The organism is Holophagaceae bacterium, assembly GCA_016720465.1.
Taxonomy (GTDB): domain Bacteria; phylum Acidobacteriota; class Holophagae; order Holophagales; family Holophagaceae; genus JANXPB01.
In genome coordinates this window covers 403,322-421,901 of the sequence record JADKKO010000002.1, presented here as the reverse complement: position 1 = coordinate 421,901, position 18,580 = coordinate 403,322, and the positions used below count along the sequence as shown (strand labels likewise).

The window sequence follows — 18,580 nt, the reverse complement described above, 5'->3', positions numbered from 1 at the left end:
AAGAAGCTTTGATGTCTACCCGGCGGCCCACTCCCGCAACACTTCCTGGGCCTGCCGGATGGGTCCCATCGCCCCCGGCGAGAGCGGCAGGAGCACCGTACCGTCGGGATTGAGCTGGGCATCCTTCCTGCCCCGGATCCAGGCTAGGAGTTTGGAAGGATCCACTGGAGTCAGAGGACTTAGACGTAATTTAAGGCGATTGCCCACGAGGCTGACCTCCCCCACCGCCAGGGCCTGGGCCAGGACCCGGACCTTCAGCAGCTCGAAGAACCTGGTACTTTCCTCGTCATCCGATGGGATCTGGCCGAAACGGTCTTCCAGATCTAAACGGTAGAGGTCCAGGTCGCGCTCGCTCTTGAGCCTGGAGGCGCGCTTGTAGGCCACCAGGCGCTCAGCAGCGGCGTCCAGCCAGCGCCTTCCAAGCTGGCCAGGCGCGCCCAGGGTGATGCGCACTTCGAAGGTGCCGGAAGGCTGGCCCTGCAATTCCTGGAGAGTCTCCTCCAGCAGCTTGATGTACAGCTCGAAGCCGATGTCGTGGATCTGGCCGGACTGCTCGCCGCCCAGGAGGTTGCCTGCGCCCCGCAGCTCCAGGTCCAGGGCCGCCACGCGGAAGCCGCTGCCAAGTTCCGAGAAATCCTCCAGCGCCTGCAGGCGTTTGCGTGCGTCTTCGCTGATCTCCCGGCGGTCTCCGCGGGCTGGGCCGCCCGAGGAAATGGAGCCGCTCCAGTCCGCCTGGCCCGGGATCAGCAGGTAGGCGTAAGCCGGCACGTCGCTGCGGCCCACGCGCCCGCGCAGCTGGTAGAGCTGCGAAAGGCCGAAGGTATCGGCGCGATGGACGATCAGCGTGTTGGCGTTGGGCACGTCCAGGCCGTTCTCAACGATGGTCGTGGCGACGAGGACATCGATGCGGCCCTCCATGAAGGCAAGCATCACCTGTTCCAGGCCATCGTCCGTCAGTTGCCCATGGCCCACGCCGATGCGCGCATCCGGCACCAGCTCGCGGATCCGCTGTGCCACGCTAACGATGCTGTCCACGCGGTTGTGGACCACGTAGACCTGCCCGCCGCGCCGGAGTTCGAACTGGATGGCGGTGGCGATCAATTCGTCGCTCCAGGGCGCTACGACCGTTTCGATGGCGAGGCGGTTTTTCGGCGGTGTCTCGATCAGGGAAATTTCGCGCAGGCCCGTCAGGCTCATGTGCAGCGTGCGCGGAATGGGCGTGGCGCTGAGCGCCAGCACGTCCACGTTGGCGCGGAGGTGCTTGAGTTTTTCCTTGTGGGAAACGCCAAAGCGCTGTTCCTCGTCGATGACCACCAGACCCAGATCCGCGAAGGTGTTGCGCGCGCCGAGCAATTGGTGGGTGCCGATGATGATTTCGATTTTCCCATCAGCCACGTCCTGCTGGATCTGCTTGGCCTCGGCCTTGTCCACAAAGCGGTTGAGCATTTCGATGCGCACGGGAAATCCCGCAAACCGTTCCTTGAAGGTCCTGAAATGCTGGAAGCAGAGAATCGTGGTCGGACACAGCACCGCCACCTGCTTGCCATCCAGCGCCACCTTGGCCGCGGCCCGCATGGCGACTTCGGTCTTGCCGAAACCCACATCGCCGACGATCAGCCGGTCCATGGGTTTGTGGCTTTCCAGGTCGGCCTTGATGGCCTCGCCCGCCTCGATCTGATCCTTGGTGGGTTCAAAGGGGAAGCTCGCTTCGAATTCCGCCATTTCGGGGCCGTCCGGGGGATAGGCGTGTCCCTTTTCCAGCTTGCGCTTGGCATAGAGCTTCAACAATTCTTCGGCCATGTCGCGGATGGCCTTCTTGGCGCGGCGCTTGATCTTGGCCCAGGATGCGCCGCCCAGCTTGTCCAGCGGGGGCAGCGAACCATCCGGCGAAACAAAGCGCTGGATCAGGTCCGCGCGTTCCAGGCTGACCTGGAGCTGGCCGCCGTCGGAATAGCGCAGCTGGATGACTTCATGCAGCTCACCGCCAACATTCAGCTCCTGGAAACCCATGAATTCGCCGATGCCGTGATCGAGATGCACCACGCGGTCGCCGGGTCTCAGATCCCGCAGGTCGGACATGAAAGCGCTGGAGGCGCTGCGTTTCGGAGGCGCGGCCATGGCCTTGCGCCCGAAGATCTCCCGCTCCGTGAGCACCAGCAAGCGCGCATCCTTGATGTACGTTCCGGCGCTGAGGGCCAGGTGCGCCGTGCGGCAGCCGCTCTCGCTGCCGCTGCCCAAGGGCAGTTCGTAATCCGATAGGATCTCGCCCAAACGATCGCGCATTCCCGGCGTGGAGCCCGCCAGGAAAATGCGGTGTTCCGTAAGGGAAAGTTCCTTCAGGTAGGTTGCCAGTTCGGACAGGCGGCCCTGGAATTCGCGCGCCTTTTGCGCCGTGAAGGGCACGGTGGCCTCGGTCTGCCATTCCGTGAGCTGGATGGTGGCGCGGCTGGGATCAGCAGGCAGGAACCGGTCCTCGAAATCCGGGCACACCACGCCGCCCCGGCGCAGGATCTCCAGGCTCTGCTCCACCCGCTCCTGTTCCCGGGCGCGGAGCGCGTCGCTCCATTCGGATTCGAGTTTCACGCGCAGGCAGGGCGCCACCCAATGGGCCAGCTGCCCCGCGGGTTGATCCAGCAGCGGATAAAAAAGTTCCTCGCCGGGGAAGTGGCCATGGGTCGCCAACCGGGTGCGGCGGAAGGCAAGATCATCCTCCGGTTCATGGGTGCTTCCGGCGCGCGACTGCGCGGCCTTCAACAACGGTGTTCCATCGCCGCGGGCCGCCTCGAAGCGCGGGTAGATCAACAGCTTTTCCAATTCCTCGCCGGTGCGGCGCTGGGTGTCGGGGTCGAAGGGCGCGAGCTTTTCCAATTCATCGCCGAAGGTTTCCAGGCGCAACGGCTGATCGAGATGGTCCGGCCACAGATCGATGACCAGGCCCCGGGCACTGAATTCGCCTGGGCTCGATGCCAATTCCGTGCGGCGGTAGCCCAGCGCCACCAGTGTCTCAAGCAGCAGCTCACGGGGCACTTCAGTGTTCTTCTGCAATTCCAGTTTCTGTTTCTGGAACCAGGTCGGATGGGGCAGTTTTTCATTTGCTGCCAGGGGTCCCGTGACGAGGACCGTGATGCGCCGCTCCAGCAAGCCGATGAGCGTGGCCAGGCGATCCCGCAGCACCATGCCCGGCGGGGAGGATTCACCACCGACGTAGGGCGCCATACCGGGGAATTGCGCCACGCCCACGCCCGGCAGCAACACCCGCAGATCCTGCGCCAGGCTTTGCGCCTCAGCTTCGGAGGGCGCGTCCACCCACAGCGGCTGGACCCTTCCTTCCCGCGTGATCCAGTGCGCCAGCAGCAACGCGAGGGCCGAAGGCTCCGCCCAGCGCAATTTCGCATCGGGCGCCAGACCCGAGCTGGGCCCATCCAAAAGTCTCAGCAGTTCATCGAGCCGGGCCCGGTCGCGGGATTCCATAGCCCTCGCCGGCGGCATGCTTGAATGAGGCGAGCGGCTGGCAGCGGTGGCGCATTCCGCAGCACCTTCAACCACGAAAGCCCCAACCATTACAAAGGACTCCATGCGGGTGGCGGTCATTTCTCCCTACTTCAAAGAGCCGTTGAGCCAGCTCCAACGCTGCCACGCGAGCGTATCGGCCCAGACCCATCCATGCCGGCACATATTCGTCTCCGATGGCCATCCCCAGGATCTGGCCAGCCTGGGGTCCGATCTGGACCACATCCTGGTGCCCAATCACGCTGATTTCGGGAACACACCCAGAGCCATTGGGGGGATTTCCGCCGCGATGCGCCACTTCGAGGGCATCGCCTTCCTGGACGGCGACAATTGGTTCGAGCCGAACCACATCGAGCACATGGTCGGCTTGGCCGCCTCGGCCTCCGCCTCGGTGGTGGCGGCGCAACGGATGCTCCGGTCCCCGGAAGGCGAACTCCTGGGCGTGGACACCTTCGACAGCGATGGGGAAGCATTCTGCGATACGAACTGCATCTTCCTGACCCACGAGGCCCTGGATCTGGTCCTCGAATGGCTGATGCCGGACGATCTGGGCGTGGTCGGCGACCGGGTCTTCTGGGAGCGGGTGCGGCGGTCCGGCCACAAACGGGTCGCCAGCAGCCTTCCCACCGTCAACTACGTCACGGATTGGGCGGCCCACTATGAACGGTTCGGGTTGCCCGTCCCCTCGAAGGCTAAAAGGATGGCCGAGGAGCCGGACGGTCGTCTGTTCCTGGCTCGTCCGAAGGAGGAAGGCTGCGGGCCTTGAACCAGCCGAGCACTTTGCCAAGGCTGAAGTCATCCAGGATCTCGTAGAAGACCGGCACGATGATGAGGGTGAGCATGGTGGAGGTGACGATGCCGCCCACCACCGCGCGGGCCATGGGCGCCCGCATCTCCGCGCCCGCGCCCAGCGCCAGGAACAGGGGCAGCATCCCGCCGATCATGGCGAAGGTGGTCATGAGGATGGGCCGCAGCCGCGTCATGCCGGCCTTGATTAGCGCGTCGGTGCGGTTCATGCCCTCCTTCTGGAGCTGGATGGCGTAGTCCACCAGCAGGATGGCGTTTTTCGTCACCAGGCCCATGAGCAGGATCGTGCCGATGCTCGTCATCATGCTCATGGTGTCGCCGGTGATCAGCAGCATCATGACCATGCCCACCATGGAGAGCGGCAGGCTCAGCATGATGGTGATGGGCAGCTTGAAGCTCTCGAACTGCGAAGCCAGCACGAAGTAGATGAAGAAGATCGCCAGGAGCATGGAGGTCGCCATGTACCCGGCGGTCTCCTTGGAATCCCGCGCCTGGCCCAGCATCTCGACTTTCACACCTTCCGGCAGCCGGCCGGATTGCTTGAGCTCCGCGATTTTCTTGGCGACTCCGCCGCTGACTTCATCGAGCGTGTTGCCTTCGAAATTGCAGGAGACTTCCACTTCCTCCTGGAGGTCATGGCGCTGGAGCTTGGCGGGCGCGATGGATTCCTCGAAGCGCACGACCTGGTCCAGCCGCACCAGCGGGTGTCTGCCCCCGCCGATGTCCTTGGTGCTTTCCACGGACATGGCGGCGAGCTGCGCGGCCAGCCGCCGTCCCTGTTCCGACAGCCGCACGCGCACGTCCCGCTGCTCTCCGCGCTCATCCTCGTATTTCGCGACCACCTGCCCATCCACCAGGGGCCGGACCATCTGCGCCACCAGGGCCGGTGAAACACCCAGATCGCTGGCGACCTTGCGGTCCACCCTGAGCTTCAGTTCGGGCTTGCCCGCATCCTGGCTGGTCCATACGTCCACGGCCCCGGGAACTCTGATCAATGCTTGTTTCACCAGGGGCGCGGCCTGCATCACGGCCGCCCGGTCCGTGCCCTGGACCGCGAGCATGATGGGCCGCTGGTTCCCGAAATCGTTCACGGCGCTGACTGAAGTTTCCACGCCGGCAACGCTTTGGAAGGCTTCCCTCAGGTGGCGCCGGATCCACACATGGCCGGGGCGCTTGCCGTCCTTCAATTTCACATAGACGCCGCCATTGTTGATCGTGCCGCCCAGGCCCGTGCCGACGGTGCTGTAGGCCTGCTCCACGCCCGGCGTCGCGGTGATGATGGCTTCCAATTCCATGGCTTTCTTTTTCGAGGCCTCCAGGCTGGAGCCGGGCTCGGTCTTGAACGTCACCTGCAGGTCGCCGCGGTCGAAATCGGGCATAAAATTGTTGCCCAGGAGGCCCGCCAGGCCCATGGCCAGGAAGAAGCTGCCGAAGCCGATCCCCAGCACAGTCCAGCGGTGGCCGAGGCTCCAGGAAATGACCTTCTTGTAGAGCTGCTCCCAGCCGTCCAGCACCCGCCCGAAGGCTTCCACGGCCCGCATGACCAGATTGCGGCCCTGGTAGTGCACGTGCCCATCGGCGCTCTTTTCGTGCTCGGGGTCCGCCCATACGGAACTGAGCATGGGGTCGAGCGTGAAACTCACGAACAGGCTCACGGCCACCGCGAACGCGACGGTGATGCCGAAGGGGAAGAAGAACTTGCCCACGATGCCGCCCATGAAGGCCACGGGCACGAACACCGCGAGGATGGACATGGTGGTGGCGATCACGGCGGGTCCGATCTCGGCGGTGCCCTCCCGGGCCGCCGTGACGTGGTCCTTGCCCATCTCCGCGTGGCGCGTGATGTTCTCCCGCACCACGATGGCATCGTCGATCAGGATGCCGATGGCGAGGCTCAGGCCCATGAGCGTCATGGTGTTCAAGGTGAAGTCGAGGGCCCTCATGATGATGAAGGTGGAGATCACGGACACCGGCAGGGTCAGGCTCGTGATGAGCGTCGAGCGCCAGGATTTCAGGAAGAAGAACACGATGATCACCGTGAGCACGCCGCCCAGGTAGATGCTGATGTTCACATCCTCCACGGACTGGTGGATGAAGCGGGCGTTGTCGCGGGCCTTCACCACGCCGATGCCTTGCTTGACGAGCTCGGGCTTCATCTCGTCCAGGGCCTTGTCCACGTTGGCGACCATGGCCACGGTGTTGCCGCCGGTCTGGCGCTGGAGTTCCAGGGCCACCACATCCTGGCCGTTGAACCGGGCCAGGGTCCGCTTCTCCTTCAGCCCGTCCACGATGGTGGCGACTTCCCACAGCTCCACGGGGCGCCCCTGCTTGTTGCCCACGATGACATGGCGGAAATCATCCACGGACTTCGCCTTGGCATCCACCTTCACCGCCACTTCCCGCGTGGCCTGCAGGAGGTTGCCGGAGGGCATGTCCTTGGTGTCGCTGCCCAGCGCGCCGATCACCTTGGGCAGCGAAAGGCCGATGGCTTCGAGTTTCGCGGGATCCACCTGGACCTGGATCTCCCGGGTGCTCCCGCCCGCCACATCCACCCGTCCCACGCCGCTCACGTTCTCGAGGCGGCGCTTCAGGAAGTCCTCGGCCACGCGGGTCAGCTCCCGCTCGCCCATGCCGGTGTGCTGGCCGTCGGGACCCACCACCAGCGAAACCACGGGCAATTGCGAAGGGTCGAATTTGGAAATGACCGGTTCTTCCATGGCGCTGGGAAGGTCCCGGCGGATCTGGGCGATGCGGGTCCGCACGTCATCCAGCGCCTTGTCCACGTCGCGGCCCAGGTGGAACTGGATCATCAAGGTGCCCACGGACTCCTGGCTGGTGCTGGATATTTCCTTGATCTTCTCGATGGGGTTGACCGCTTCCTCGATCTTTTTCACCACGTCCTGCTTCACGGCTTCGGGAGAGGCGCCGGGATACACGATGGAGACGGTGATGACCGGGATATCCGTATTGGGATATTGGTCGATGCCGAGGCCCTTCACGCTGAACAGGCCCAGCACCACGAGGGCGAGCATGATGCAGACCGTGGTGACCGGCCTGCGGATGGAGAAATCCGAAAGGAACATGGCTCACTTCCCTTCGGGCTTGGTGGGGGGTTTGGCCGTGCCTCCGGCTTCGCCGCCCACGATCTTGAGCCTGCTGCCGTCCCTCACCAGATCCTGCCCGGTGGCCACCACCTTGGCGCCCGCCGGGATTCCATCCAACGGCCTGAACCCATCCTGTTCCGGGCCCACGAACACGCTTTGTTTTTTCGCGATGCCGTTTTCCACCAGGTACACTTCGCCGACCTGGCCTTCGACCTTGACGAGGGCAGCCGGGAGCGAAGGCTTTTGGGTCTGGCCGTTCCCCAGGATCATGCCTTCCACGAAGACCCCGCTCTTTAGCAGCCGGTCTGTGTTGGGGACCTCCATGCGGACGTGCAGGTTGCGGCCGTCCGGCGAGAGGATCGGACTCACCTGGGTGACGGTTCCCGAGAAGGGCTGCTGGAATCCGGGAACGCGGAAATGCACCTTCTGTCCAGGTTTGACCAGTGCCATGGCATTGGCCGGCAGGTCCGCCTGGATTTCCAGTTTGCGGTTGTCCACGACCTCGAACACGCTCTGGCCGGCCATGAGCACATCCCCCGCCTGCACCATCCGGCGGGCCACCTGGCCATCGAAAGGGGCCAGGATCCGCGCCTTTTTCATGCGCACCTTGGCCATGCCCGCCTGGCTTTCCGCTGCCTGCACTGCCGCCGCCGCGGCGTTGTTGGCGGTCTCGGCGACCTGGGCTGCCTGGCGGGTGATGCTGCGTTTTTCGAGCAGCATATCGGCCCTTTCCGCGTCCCGCTTGGCCTGCAATGCCTGGGCCCGGGCCTGGGCCAGCTGGGCTTCGGCAGCCTGCGCGGCCAGGGCAAGATCATCCTCATCCTGGGTGCAGAGCACAGCGCCCGCCTTGACCGTGTCGCCTTCCTGCAATTGGACCCGGGTCACGCGGCCCGGCACCTCGGCCTTCAGCTCCGCGCGGTTCATCGCCAATAGATTCCCGGTGAACGGAATGTTCGGGTTGAAGGCGCGGGTTTCGACCGTAGCCACCGTGACGGCCACCAGTCCCTCTTCCTTCACCTTGTCCTGGCGGCTCAGTTCCGCGTTGCGCTGGCTGCGGTGGTAGGTGGCCGCACCCGTGATGACCGCCGCGATGGCGATGCCGATGAATATGACTTTTTGTCGCATGTTCAACTCCGGGATCTTCGGTTCGCTGGCTTGGTGGATGCCTGGATGTTCAGAGCGGCGGCAGGCCTAGGCTGCGCCGTTCATCGAACAGCGCCGACCAGACTCCGAGCTGCGCGCGGACCCGCGCGCTTTCCATCTGCCGCTCGGCCCGTTCGGCCTGCAACAGATCCAGGGACGTGATGAGCCCCTGCTCGAAAGATTCGCGGCTGACGCGAAGCGCTTCGTTCCCGGCATCGTGGGCTTTGGTGGCGGCTTCGAGCAGCGCGATGGCCTTCTGGATCTCGCGCCGCGCGGTCTGCTGCTGCACCCGGATCTGGCGTTCCAGGTCGACCTTCTGCTGCCGCACCTGCTCCAGCACCGCGCGGTTCTGGGCCCGCTTGCCGGAGCTGCGCATTCCATCGAAGATCGGCACTTTCAAGGTCAGGCTCAGGCGCCAAGTTTCATAGGGTTCCCGGAACAGATTGTCGGTCTTGCCGGCCTGCCAGCCGTAGTTGGCGCTCAAATCCAGTTTGGGTTTCAGGTCCGAGGACAGGATCCGGTCATTGATGCCGATGGCCTTTTCCTGCTGCTCCAACTGCGTCAGCTCGCTGCGGGACACACCTTGAAGGTCCGTGGGGATCTCTGGCGCCTGGAGCTTTTCCAGTTGCAGCGGGGTGCGGGGATCCAATCCCAGTTGCCCATCCAGGACTTCCAACGCCCTGGCGAAATCAGCCTTGGCTTGCAGCACATCCGGGATGACCCCCTGCAGTTCCGCCTGGGCCCGCAACAAATCCAACTGGGTGGCGCTCTGCACATCCAGCTTGGATTTCACGTCCTCCAGAAACCGTTCGGACGTCTTCAGGCGCGCCGCCACCACGTCCAACTGGGCCTCGGCCCCCAACACAGCCAGGTAGGCCTTGGCCACGCCATGGAGGGTGTCCAGCTCGGCCGTCGTGTAAGCCGCCCGGGCTTCCTGCTCGCCGACCTTGGCCACCGCCACGGCGCTGTTCAGTTTCCCGAAATAGAAGAGCGGCTGGCTGACGCTGACTTGGGTGGTGTAGTAGCTGCGCGGAGAGACAAGGCTGTTCGGGTCGAGGTTGAACTGCGCCAGGGTGTCCCCGAAGCTGCTGTTGAGGATCGACACATCGCGGTTGCGGGTGAAATCGGCGGTGGCATTGAACTGGGGCAGCGCGTCGGCGCGGGTGGCGATGATGAGGCCCCGGCGTTCGTCCACCCTGGCCGCCGCGGCCTTCAGCAGCGCGTTCTGGTCCTTGGCGCGGGCGAGCGCGCCCTTCAGATCAAAGCTCAGCGGGGGCTGGGCGGGGGCTTCGGCCACCTGAGCCGGAGGGATGGGCAGCATGTCAGGCTCCTTCCTGCGCGACCCCTAGGGCGCGCAGCGTGTGGTCGGCGAGGAAGCGGGCCAGACCCGCCGGGTCCGGCGGAAACGCGCCGCCCGCGTTGAGTTTGATGATCGCCGGGATGAACTTGTAGATCATGGCGCTACCGTGGATGGCCGCCATGGCGTAAAGGGTTTCTGTTTCGCCCCAATCCGGCCGGAGGACCCGGACGCAGTCCCGCAGATGGGTGAAGTAGGGGAGCATGAAATCCCGGTTCAACTCTTCCAGAAATGGGCCTCCGACCGCCAGCTCGCGCATGAGCAGCGCGCTGGAGGCCTTCATGAGCGGATCGCAATCGCTCATCAGCAACTGGTCCACGAATACGCGGATGTGGTCCTGAATGCCTTTCAAGGCCATCTGTTTCGCGGAGGGATGGCCCGGCGGCGGGATCGGGGCCAACTGGGAGACTTGGCTGGGGCAGCGCTCGAAGCCCGCCCGCAGCACAGCGAGGTAAAGCCCTTCTTTGCCCCCGAAGTGGTAGCCCACCATGGCGCTGTTGGCCTGGGCTTTCAAGGCGATCTCCCGAAGCCCGACGCCGTCGAAGCCCTTCTCCGCGAAAAGCAGGGTGGCCGCCTCCACGAGGCGGATCTTGATATCGTGCGGCAGGTCGGTCATGGGTTGGGTCATGGGGTCGCCGAATTAATCAAACGGATGATTGACCAAGATAAATCAGCTTAATCAATCGTTTGATTGAGTCAATGAAAAAAATTCATGCTATTTCTGGATGGCCCGCAAAGTCCCTGGAGATGCCGATGCTGATCTTTTATGTTTGCTTTTACGTACTTTCTTCCGTGCTGATCTTCCAGGGCCTCCACATCGCTTCCGAGGTGGCGGATCCGTTTGGCACGGTCCCGGAGGAGGTCGGACAGACACCCACCTCCAGCCTTGGGTGGGGTAGTTTTCTGGTGGCCTACGGCAGCCTGTGCATCGCCATCGCGCTGTTGAGCCACTCCTACGAATACTTCGGCTCCGCGTTACGCCCGCTCCTGGGTACCGGCCTGGCCATCCTGATGATCTTCGGCGCCTGGGTCGTGTTCATGGGGCGCACCGTGAACTATATCGGCGAAGCCTCAGCGAACCTGGACCACGGGGCCCATTCCGGCAACGGCCACCATTGATGCTGGCGGGCGATTCCTGAATTGAACTAGGCGTAGACCAGGGCGGTTCTGACTTCCAGACGGGCGGCGCGCCACTCTTCCCAGGCGGCGCGGAGCTCCGCGCGGTGCTGGGCCATGGCGGCCTTCCATTCGGCCTTGGCGCTGCGCCATTGTTCGGCCTTGGCATGGCCCCGGGCCTTCCAGTCGGCTTTCTTGGCTTCCCAGGCTTCGCGTCTTTCCTGGAGGGAGGCCAGGGCGGAATCCACCCGCAACCGGGCGGCGGCCAGGCGCTCTTGCAAAGGCGTTGCGACCGCCGGACTGGCGGTGTGGAGCCGCTCCCGCAATTGCTTTTCTTCCATCTGCAGGCGGGCCCTGCGCATGGCCGCGGCGCTCACGCGGCGCAGCTTGGCCACGAGCCCAAACCAGGACAGCACATTCAACAACCACTTGGTGGTGTCCCACTGGTACCACCGGACGCCATTGCGGTAGTCCCACTGCCACATGTGGTGGAAGTTGTGGTAGCCCTCGCCATAGGTCAGCGGCGCCAGCACCCAGTTGTCCCGGGCCGTGTTGGCGTCGGTGTAGGGGCGGCTCCCGAACATATGCGCTGCGGAATTGATGAGGAAGGTCGTGTGGTGCGTCAGCACGATGCGCAGGGAAAGGCCCATCACCAGGTAGGCCCAGAAATGTCCGGTCGCCAGGCCGATGTAGAGGGGAATGCAGGCCACCACGGCGCCGATGAGGAAGTGGTTGCGATGCTGCCACATCACCAGCGGGTCCTTTTCGAGGTCCGCCACGCCAGGCAGGCTGCTTGCCTTCTCTTCCATGACCCAGATCCAATGGGCGTACCAGAAGCCTTTTTGGATGGTGTAGGGATCTTTCTCGGTATCCACGAACTGGTGGTGCAACCGGTGGTCCGAAGCCCATTTCAGGGCTGAATTCTCGAAGCTGGCGGCCCCGAAGCAGAGCAGCAGGAACCGCACGGGCCATGTGGCTTGGAAGGCGCGATGGGAAAACAACCTGTGGTACCCGGCGCTGATGGCTGTGCCGATGGCGAAGACCATGGCGGCGCAGAGCAGGATTTCGCTCCAATGGATTCCCTGGACTGCGGCCTTCACGGGCACCAGCACCGCCGCAACCGCAAGCGTGCCCAGCAGGAACGAAACATTAAGAACACTCCAGCGCGGGCGCGTCGGCATGAACAACTCCAGAACAGCCCAGCCAAACAGGCTGGGGCTTCAATAAGTATAGTCCCCACCGCGTGTCTGCCGTGTGACGGCAGCTTCACAACCCTTAACCTCAACCATCCCCTTGAAATTGCTATGGTCCAAGAGATCAGCCCACGTCACGACTCCGGGTCAACGACCTGGTCTATCTTCGTTCCCAGACCCTTCCTAGGCCTTGGCGGCTCCGTCGCCTCCGGAGGCAGGCCAGAAGCTCTGGTCGTAGAGAAAGGCGAAGGTCAAGGTGGCGCTGGTGATCATGATAGCCACCACGGCATCGGCGGCTGGTTTCTCCCCCAGTAGCGGGATGCAGCTCCGGACGAGCAGCAGGAATCCGGAAAGGGCGGAAAGCCACCCGCCGGCGCGTTTGCGGAAAAGGAGCGGGACGGCCGCCGCCAAGAGGCCGCCCAGGCCCCACGCGGCCCAGAAACCGGTCTCCCAGCCCTCAACCTCCCGGGCGGGGTCGTTCAGCGGGAAGGCGAACCAGGCCGCGGTCCTTTCGATGATCAGGAGGCAGATCAGCAGCCAATTCCATCGGCCAGGATCAGATGTCTTGGGGATTTCCATCATTGCAGTATCGCAAGGTGGCGAGCCCCTGTGGGACACTTCCCTTTCATCAAGAGGCTTGGATGCAGGGAAAAAAACCGTGGTACCGGTCCAGCACATTGTGGATCTTTTTCGGATTGTTCATGGGTGTGGTGCTGGGCGGTTTCCTGCCCAAGGACCAGCATCCCGTGTGGTGGGATCTTTTCCACTTCCTGAGCAAGGGCTTCATCGCCCTGATCAAGGGGCTCATCGTGCCGCTGCTCTTCAGCACCATCGTGGTGGGCATCGCACAGTCGGGCGACATGAAGGCCGTGGGACGAATGGGCGGCAAGGCCCTGCTCTACTTTGAAATCGTCACCACCGTCGCGCTCTTCATCGGCCTGGCCATCGCGAACCTGGTGAAACCCGGCGCGAACCTGCCCCTGAACCTCACCGCCCACGGCCCCGTGACCGCGGCCCAGGCCAAGAGCGGCTGGGACATCGCCATGCACATGTTCCCCTCCAATCTCATCAAGCACGCTGCGGAGGGCGACATCCTGCCGGTGGTGGTCTTCGCCACGCTCTTCGGCATCGCCTTAACCCATGTGGGTGACCGCGGCAAGCCCGTGCTGGCTTTCTTCGACGGGGTGGCCCAGACCATGTTCAAGTACACGGACATGGTGATGATGCTCACGCCCCTGGGCGTGTTCGGTTCCATGGCCTTCAACGTGAGCGAGATGGCGGCGGGCCATGAAGTCGCGGGGGTTGTGATCAAGGGCTGGCCGGCCGTCTTCCATCTGCTGAAGCAGTATTCGTTGTTGGTGGGCAGCCTCTACTTCGCCCTGATCTGCTTGTTCGTCTTGGTCTTCGTGCCGGTGATGCTGCTGTGCCGCATCAAGGTCCTCGGCTTCCTCAAGGCCATCCGGGAACCAGCCCTCACGGCCTTTTCCACCGCCAGCAGCGAAGCGGCGCTTCCAAAACTGCTCGAAGAGACCGTCCGTTTCGGCGTGCCCCGCCGCGTGGCCAGCTTCGTCATCCCCACGGGCTACAGCTTCAACCTGGACGGCTCGACGCTCTACCTGGTGCTGGCCAGCCTCACCATCGCCCAGGCGGCCCACATCGAGATGAGCCTATGGCAGCAGGTCGCCATGGTCTTCACCTTCATGCTCACCTCCAAAGGCGTGGCGGGCGTGCCCCGGGCGACCCTGGTCATCATCGCCGGGACCTGCGCCAGCTTCGGCCTTCCGGGCGAGGCGGGCATCGCCATGCTGCTGGCGGTGGATGAAATCATGGACATGGCCCGCACCACCATCAATGTCATCGGCAACGGACTGGCCAGCGTGGTCATCGCCAAATGGGAAGGGGTGTTCGGAACCGATACCGAACCCCTGCCCAGCGAAGAGGAACAGACCGCTTAGGCGGCAAAAGGAATTGGCTACATGAAACTTTTCATCTTTGATTTCGACGGGACGCTGGTGGATTCAAAACCCATCATCGAGGCTGGCATGGCCCATGCCTTGGACGTTCTTGGTTTTCCTTTGGAGCTTCGGGAAGAGTGGCTTAAGTATGTGGGCCTGCCGGTGGAGGAAGGCATCCGGCGGACCTTCCCATTGAACGAAACCCTGACGCTGGAGAAAGTGGTGGCAGCCTACCGGACCTTCGACCATCAAGGACAGGAGCCTGGGATCCAGGCCTTCCAGGGCATTCCTGAACTCATCGCCGAACTCCGCTCCCTGGGTCAGCCCATGGCCATCGCCACCTCCAAACGCAATCGCGGATTGAAACCCACCATGGCGCGCCTGGGCTGGTCGGACTGGTTCAACCCCATCATCACCCCCGATGAGGTCCAGAATGGAAAACCCCATCCGGAAAGCCTCCACCAGATCCTGGAACTAACCGGGCAGAAGGCCGAGGACTGCCTGATGATCGGCGACACTCCCTTCGATGTGGACATGGCCACCGCTGCCGGCGTTCCCAGCCTGGCCGTCGGCTACGGTATGTATTCCGGAGAAGCCTTGGCGCCCCATCTTCCCCGCTATTACGCCTCGGATGTCCCGGCACTACGGGATATCCTTTTGAGCTTATGAGCGACCCCACCGCCTTGACGCATCTCGATCCCGAAGGCCGTCCCCGCATGGTGGATGTTTCAGGGAAAGTCCCCACGCGACGCAGGGCGGTGGCCGCGGGTTGCCTTGTGCTCGGGAAAGTCGAAGCGAAAGCGCTCGAGGCAGGCACCCTTCCCAAAGGGGATCCCTGGAACCTGGCCCGCATCGGGGCCGTGAATGGTGTCAAGCAAACCGCGGACCTGATCCCGCTGGCCCATCCCCTCTCCGTGGACGGCGTCCTTGTGGAGCACGCCTGGAACCCGGACACCTCCACCGCCTGGCTGAGGGTCGAAGTGTCCGTGGAGGCCCGGACCGGCGTGGAGATGGAGGCCATCGCCGGTGTCTGCGGGGGCCTCCTGGTTCTATACGACATGCTCAAGGCCGCCGGGCAGGACATGGCCCTGGGTCCGGTACGCCTCCTGCTAAAGGAAGGGGGGCGTCGTGGGATTGTCACCGCCTCTCTGCCGGGTTGTCCCTGGTCGAGTTGACTCCGAGCCGCTTGTTAAAAACAATTTTCATTTGCTGCCTTTAACAGGGCTGGATAGTCTAGAGCTTCTCAACGCGATCACTTCGGAGTTCGCACCCCCCATAACTGGAAGCCGGCTCGCCTGCTTCCCCAGTCCAAGGGCTCCTATGCGAAATTTGCTTCTGACGTTCGCGGTTGCGTCCATCTCGGGCGCGCTTCCAGCCGCCCCACCCTCCTCCGTCCACCACGTCCGCAAAGGCGACACCGGGGCCAGCATCGCCCGCGCCAACGGGATGAGCCTGGCCCAGCTCTCGGCCCTGAACCCCAGGGTCCGCCTGGCGAAGCTGGCGATCGGCATGAGCCTGAACGTGGCCCGTCTGCCTAGGACGTCCATGGGAACCAGCAAATCTGTTGCATCCCGTGTCCATGCCGACATTCCCGCTCTGCCCGCCACGCCTGTCCTCGGCGCCACGGGTCTGAGCCATCTGGAGCGGATGCTCCCCACCAGCCCCAATCCTGAAGCTTCCAACAGCGGGACAGCCGGGAGCGAACTGAACGCTCCGGATCGTTTCACCACGGAACTGCAGCCGGTGCTGGGAATTCCAGCCGCGTCCGAAGCGGCCGCGCCGAAGAGCCTTGAATTCACCCCCGTGGACCGGGAGAACCTGGACCTGATCTGGCCCGTGGAAACCCGCAGCATCAGCTCCGCTTGGGGGCCTCGGATGCGGTCGAAGGTCATCCGGGTCAAGAACCATCACAAGAAGAAAAGGGTCCGTTATCGGGGCAGCCACAAAGGCGTGGACTTGAACGCACCCAGCGGCACTTCCGTTTTCGCCGCCATGGACGGCCAGGTGATCGCCGTCGGGCGCCAGCGCCAATATGGGAATTTCGTCACCATCGACCACGGCAATGGAGTCATTACGCACTACGGCCACCACCGCGCCAACCTGGTGGAGGTGGGCGATGTGGTGCGCCGCGGGCAGAAGATCGCCGAGGTTGGCCGCACGGGCAATGCCACGGGCCCCCACCTGCATTTCGAACTCCGGATGGACGGCAGCCAGCGCAACCCACTTCCCTTCATGAACGACGAAGAAGAGATCTCTTCAGAAGTCCTGGCGATGAATGCGCACATCGGCGAATCCCGCCGCTAACCAGACTCAGTAGGGAACTTTCTCCCGCTCCGGGGAACCCAGTTACGCCGGGCCATTCAGCGTAAGCGTGGGCGCGGCGCGCATGGTAGGCTTTAGGGTCCGCTGCAAAACTGTCCAGCGCAGTCCCGGATGTTTTTTTCGGCCCTCTGGGCCGATCCACCATCGCATCGACCAACTATTTTTTTCGCAACAGTTTAGGTTTTGGCGAGGATGAGAATATGACGTTTGAACACCTCGGCCGGGGTGCAAGGCGAGCGGTTTTGACCCTTTTGGCCCTTGGCGCCGCAGGCTTCCTGACACTTTCCTTGGGCTGCAAATCCTCCTCGACAGCCAGCAGCGACACGCCCGAAACCGTGACTGTCACGGTGAGCGGAAAGGTCACTTACGTGCGCATCCCCCTGTTGAGCGATGCGGACGGGGTGCCGACGGGGCTTGAGACCAATGCGGCGAATTACAAGGTGCTGCCCATGCGGGGCGCCCAGGTCCGGATCTACCAGGCCAAGGATGAAACCAATCCGGACGGCACCAAGACCCGGGTTTGGATCCTGCCTGCTCAGCCGTTGTATACCGATTCGACGGGCGCCTACAGCTTTACGGTACCCAAGGGGTCTGACACGTTCGTTGATGTCGTCAGCGTCTTCCAGATATCCAACCAGCAAGTGCGGCTCATCGCGGACCCGAATGGAATCAACAGTTCCCTGCCGCAATCCGAGCGGGTCATCTATTCCGCCCGGAAAGGAGCGGATGGAACCGCACCAGCCGGCAATCCCACGCCCGGCACGAATGTCACCGCCAACACCACGTTGAATTTTGATATCGGCATCAATGACAAGCTTTGGATCACTCCTTCTGGCATGGTCCGGCCCGCAGATGCCCTCATCGAGTCCTCCGGCACAGGCAGCAGACCTTTCGCCATCGGCGATTCATTCTATGGGTTTGGGGGAATCTACCTGTCGGGCACCTCGACCAATTCGATCCTGGACCTGCATTATCGGCCTGGGGTATCCGAGTCCCGCGGCAGTTTCATCGAATTCGACCGGAGCCGATTCCCGCTTTCGTTCGATGGTGGCGCAGGCCATTTTTTCGGATCCTTGCGAGGCAGCGCCTCCAACGATGACGCCTGGGATGAAGGAATTCTATTCCCCCTCCTGGGCCGCCACTTTCTCTACCTACAAGGACAGACGGGCCTTTTCCCTCCTTCAACCCCGCTACAGGATCTGACGCCGGAGATCGCCATCATTGAAGGCCTGGCCCCGGTCATGGCTGCCAATGCTTTGAAGTCGCCCTACTTGGCAGACACCAACAGCGGGAGCATCCAGATTCAGGACGTGCGCAGCTTAGCAGGCGTGCCCGTCGCCAAGCAGACGGTCTATTCCGCACCCAACATCCGGGCCCTTGGCTGGGAACTGGTTTTGAAGGCAAACAATGTTGCATCGCCAGGCGTGGCCACGGCATGGGCCACCATCAATCCAGCCGCAATGGTGCGGCTCTTCACCCTCATATCTCCGGCCGACAAAACCGATACATCCAGCATCTATCAACAGCTCGGCCGGCTGAAGGAGACCAAATCCAGCGCGGAACCCATCGATCTGGCTGCGATTTTCACGGATACCGCCCTCACGGCCCTGGCCGCGCCATTCCAGATCGTCTGGCCCCGCCCGACGACGCCACCCTTGAATACCTTCGTGGCCGACTGGGGAAACGATCCAAACAGCGCCACCATCGGAACGGTCCCTTTCAGCATGGCCACTGCCGTCCAGGTCCAGGGATCATTCCCGAATCTTTCTGAAGGTGAAGTGGCCTTCGCCCGCTTTGCTTTGACCAAAGATACTGCTTACAACTTGAAGATCGTGAGTTCCAACGGTCCCCTCCCCGCAGGCAGCACCGTGGAAATCAAGTTCCTGTTCGCTGGGCTGGCCTACTCCTTCGACGCTTCCTCCGCTGCCAATTCCGTCAGGCTGGTACTCCCAGGCAACGCCACTACTCCCTCGGTAAATCCAGTCCGGATCCGGTTGCTCAGCGCCTCCACCCAGGTTCCAGATTTCACTGCCACCGTTCAATTGACTGTCGCCAACTAATTTCGCCCCCATA

General features: G+C 63.1%; 14 protein-coding genes. 7 read left to right on the top strand and 7 right to left on the bottom strand.

Annotated elements, in window-relative coordinates; translation table 11 throughout:
* Positions 1 to 15: 15 nt before the first annotated feature.
* Complete coding sequence (mfd, locus tag IPQ13_06120; GenBank protein MBL0210475.1) at positions 16 to 3,471, bottom strand: transcription-repair coupling factor; 3,456 nt, start codon at positions 3,469 to 3,471, stop codon at positions 16 to 18.
* 103 nt (positions 3,472 to 3,574) lie between these two features.
* Between mfd and IPQ13_06115 the strand changes: the two genes are divergently transcribed.
* Positions 3,575 to 4,276 (top strand): glycosyltransferase family 2 protein, encoded by a 702-nt coding sequence (locus IPQ13_06115; GenBank protein MBL0210474.1) that lies wholly within the window; start codon positions 3,575 to 3,577, stop codon positions 4,274 to 4,276.
* On the opposite strand, the gene IPQ13_06110 is transcribed toward IPQ13_06115, so the two are convergent.
* Genes IPQ13_06110 through IPQ13_06095 form a run of 4 tightly spaced genes read right to left on the bottom strand, consistent with a single transcriptional unit; the run spans position 4,203 to position 10,537 of the window.
* Entirely contained in the window at positions 4,203 to 7,400 is a 3,198-nt protein-coding gene (locus tag IPQ13_06110; protein MBL0210473.1) for an efflux RND transporter permease subunit, read from the bottom strand. The genes IPQ13_06115 and IPQ13_06110 overlap by 74 nt on opposite strands.
* Before the next feature lie 3 nt (positions 7,401 to 7,403).
* Positions 7,404 to 8,546 carry an efflux RND transporter periplasmic adaptor subunit gene (locus IPQ13_06105; protein ID MBL0210472.1) on the bottom strand — a complete coding sequence of 381 codons (1,143 nt, stop codon included), beginning with the start codon at positions 8,544 to 8,546 and terminating at the stop codon, positions 7,404 to 7,406.
* Positions 8,547 to 8,595: 49 nt separating this feature from the next.
* Complete coding sequence (locus IPQ13_06100) at positions 8,596 to 9,885, bottom strand: TolC family protein (GenBank protein ID MBL0210471.1); 1,290 nt, start codon at positions 9,883 to 9,885, stop codon at positions 8,596 to 8,598.
* Between the two features lies 1 nt (position 9,886).
* On the bottom strand, positions 9,887 to 10,537 hold the full coding sequence (locus IPQ13_06095) for a TetR family transcriptional regulator (protein MBL0210470.1): 651 nt from the start codon (positions 10,535 to 10,537) through the stop codon (positions 9,887 to 9,889).
* 137 nt (positions 10,538 to 10,674) lie between these two features.
* Between IPQ13_06095 and IPQ13_06090 the strand changes: the two genes are divergently transcribed.
* Positions 10,675 to 11,040: a hypothetical protein gene (locus IPQ13_06090; protein MBL0210469.1), complete on the top strand. Its 366-nt coding sequence runs from the start codon at positions 10,675 to 10,677 to the stop codon at positions 11,038 to 11,040.
* Between the two features lie 26 nt (positions 11,041 to 11,066).
* Here IPQ13_06090 and IPQ13_06085 read toward each other — a convergent pair whose 3' ends face one another.
* Together IPQ13_06085 and IPQ13_06080 are read right to left on the bottom strand one after the other, a co-directional pair.
* Positions 11,067 to 12,218 carry a fatty acid desaturase gene (locus IPQ13_06085; GenBank protein MBL0210468.1) on the bottom strand — a complete coding sequence of 384 codons (1,152 nt, stop codon included), beginning with the start codon at positions 12,216 to 12,218 and terminating at the stop codon, positions 11,067 to 11,069.
* A 195-nt stretch (positions 12,219 to 12,413) separates the two neighbouring features.
* Positions 12,414 to 12,812, bottom strand: a complete 399-nt coding sequence (locus tag IPQ13_06080) for a hypothetical protein (GenBank protein MBL0210467.1) — start codon at positions 12,810 to 12,812, stop codon at positions 12,414 to 12,416.
* 59 nt (positions 12,813 to 12,871) lie between these two features.
* On the opposite strand from IPQ13_06080, the gene IPQ13_06075 reads away from it, so the two are divergent.
* The 5 genes from IPQ13_06075 (at position 12,872) to IPQ13_06055 (ending at position 18,567) form a co-directional block, all read left to right on the top strand.
* Complete coding sequence (locus IPQ13_06075) at positions 12,872 to 14,185, top strand: cation:dicarboxylase symporter family transporter (protein ID MBL0210466.1); 1,314 nt, start codon at positions 12,872 to 12,874, stop codon at positions 14,183 to 14,185.
* 21 nt (positions 14,186 to 14,206) lie between these two features.
* Positions 14,207 to 14,854: an HAD family hydrolase gene (locus IPQ13_06070; protein ID MBL0210465.1), complete on the top strand. Its 648-nt coding sequence runs from the start codon at positions 14,207 to 14,209 to the stop codon at positions 14,852 to 14,854.
* Entirely contained in the window at positions 14,851 to 15,360 is a 510-nt protein-coding gene (gene moaC / locus IPQ13_06065; protein MBL0210464.1) for a cyclic pyranopterin monophosphate synthase MoaC, read from the top strand. The genes IPQ13_06070 and moaC overlap by 4 nt, the downstream gene beginning before the upstream one ends.
* 145 nt (positions 15,361 to 15,505) lie before the next feature.
* Positions 15,506 to 16,489, top strand: a complete 984-nt coding sequence (locus IPQ13_06060) for a peptidoglycan DD-metalloendopeptidase family protein (GenBank protein ID MBL0210463.1) — start codon at positions 15,506 to 15,508, stop codon at positions 16,487 to 16,489.
* 260 nt (positions 16,490 to 16,749) lie between these two features.
* Positions 16,750 to 18,567, top strand: a complete 1,818-nt coding sequence (locus tag IPQ13_06055; protein ID MBL0210462.1) for a hypothetical protein — start codon at positions 16,750 to 16,752, stop codon at positions 18,565 to 18,567.
* Positions 18,568 to 18,580 lie beyond the last annotated feature (13 nt).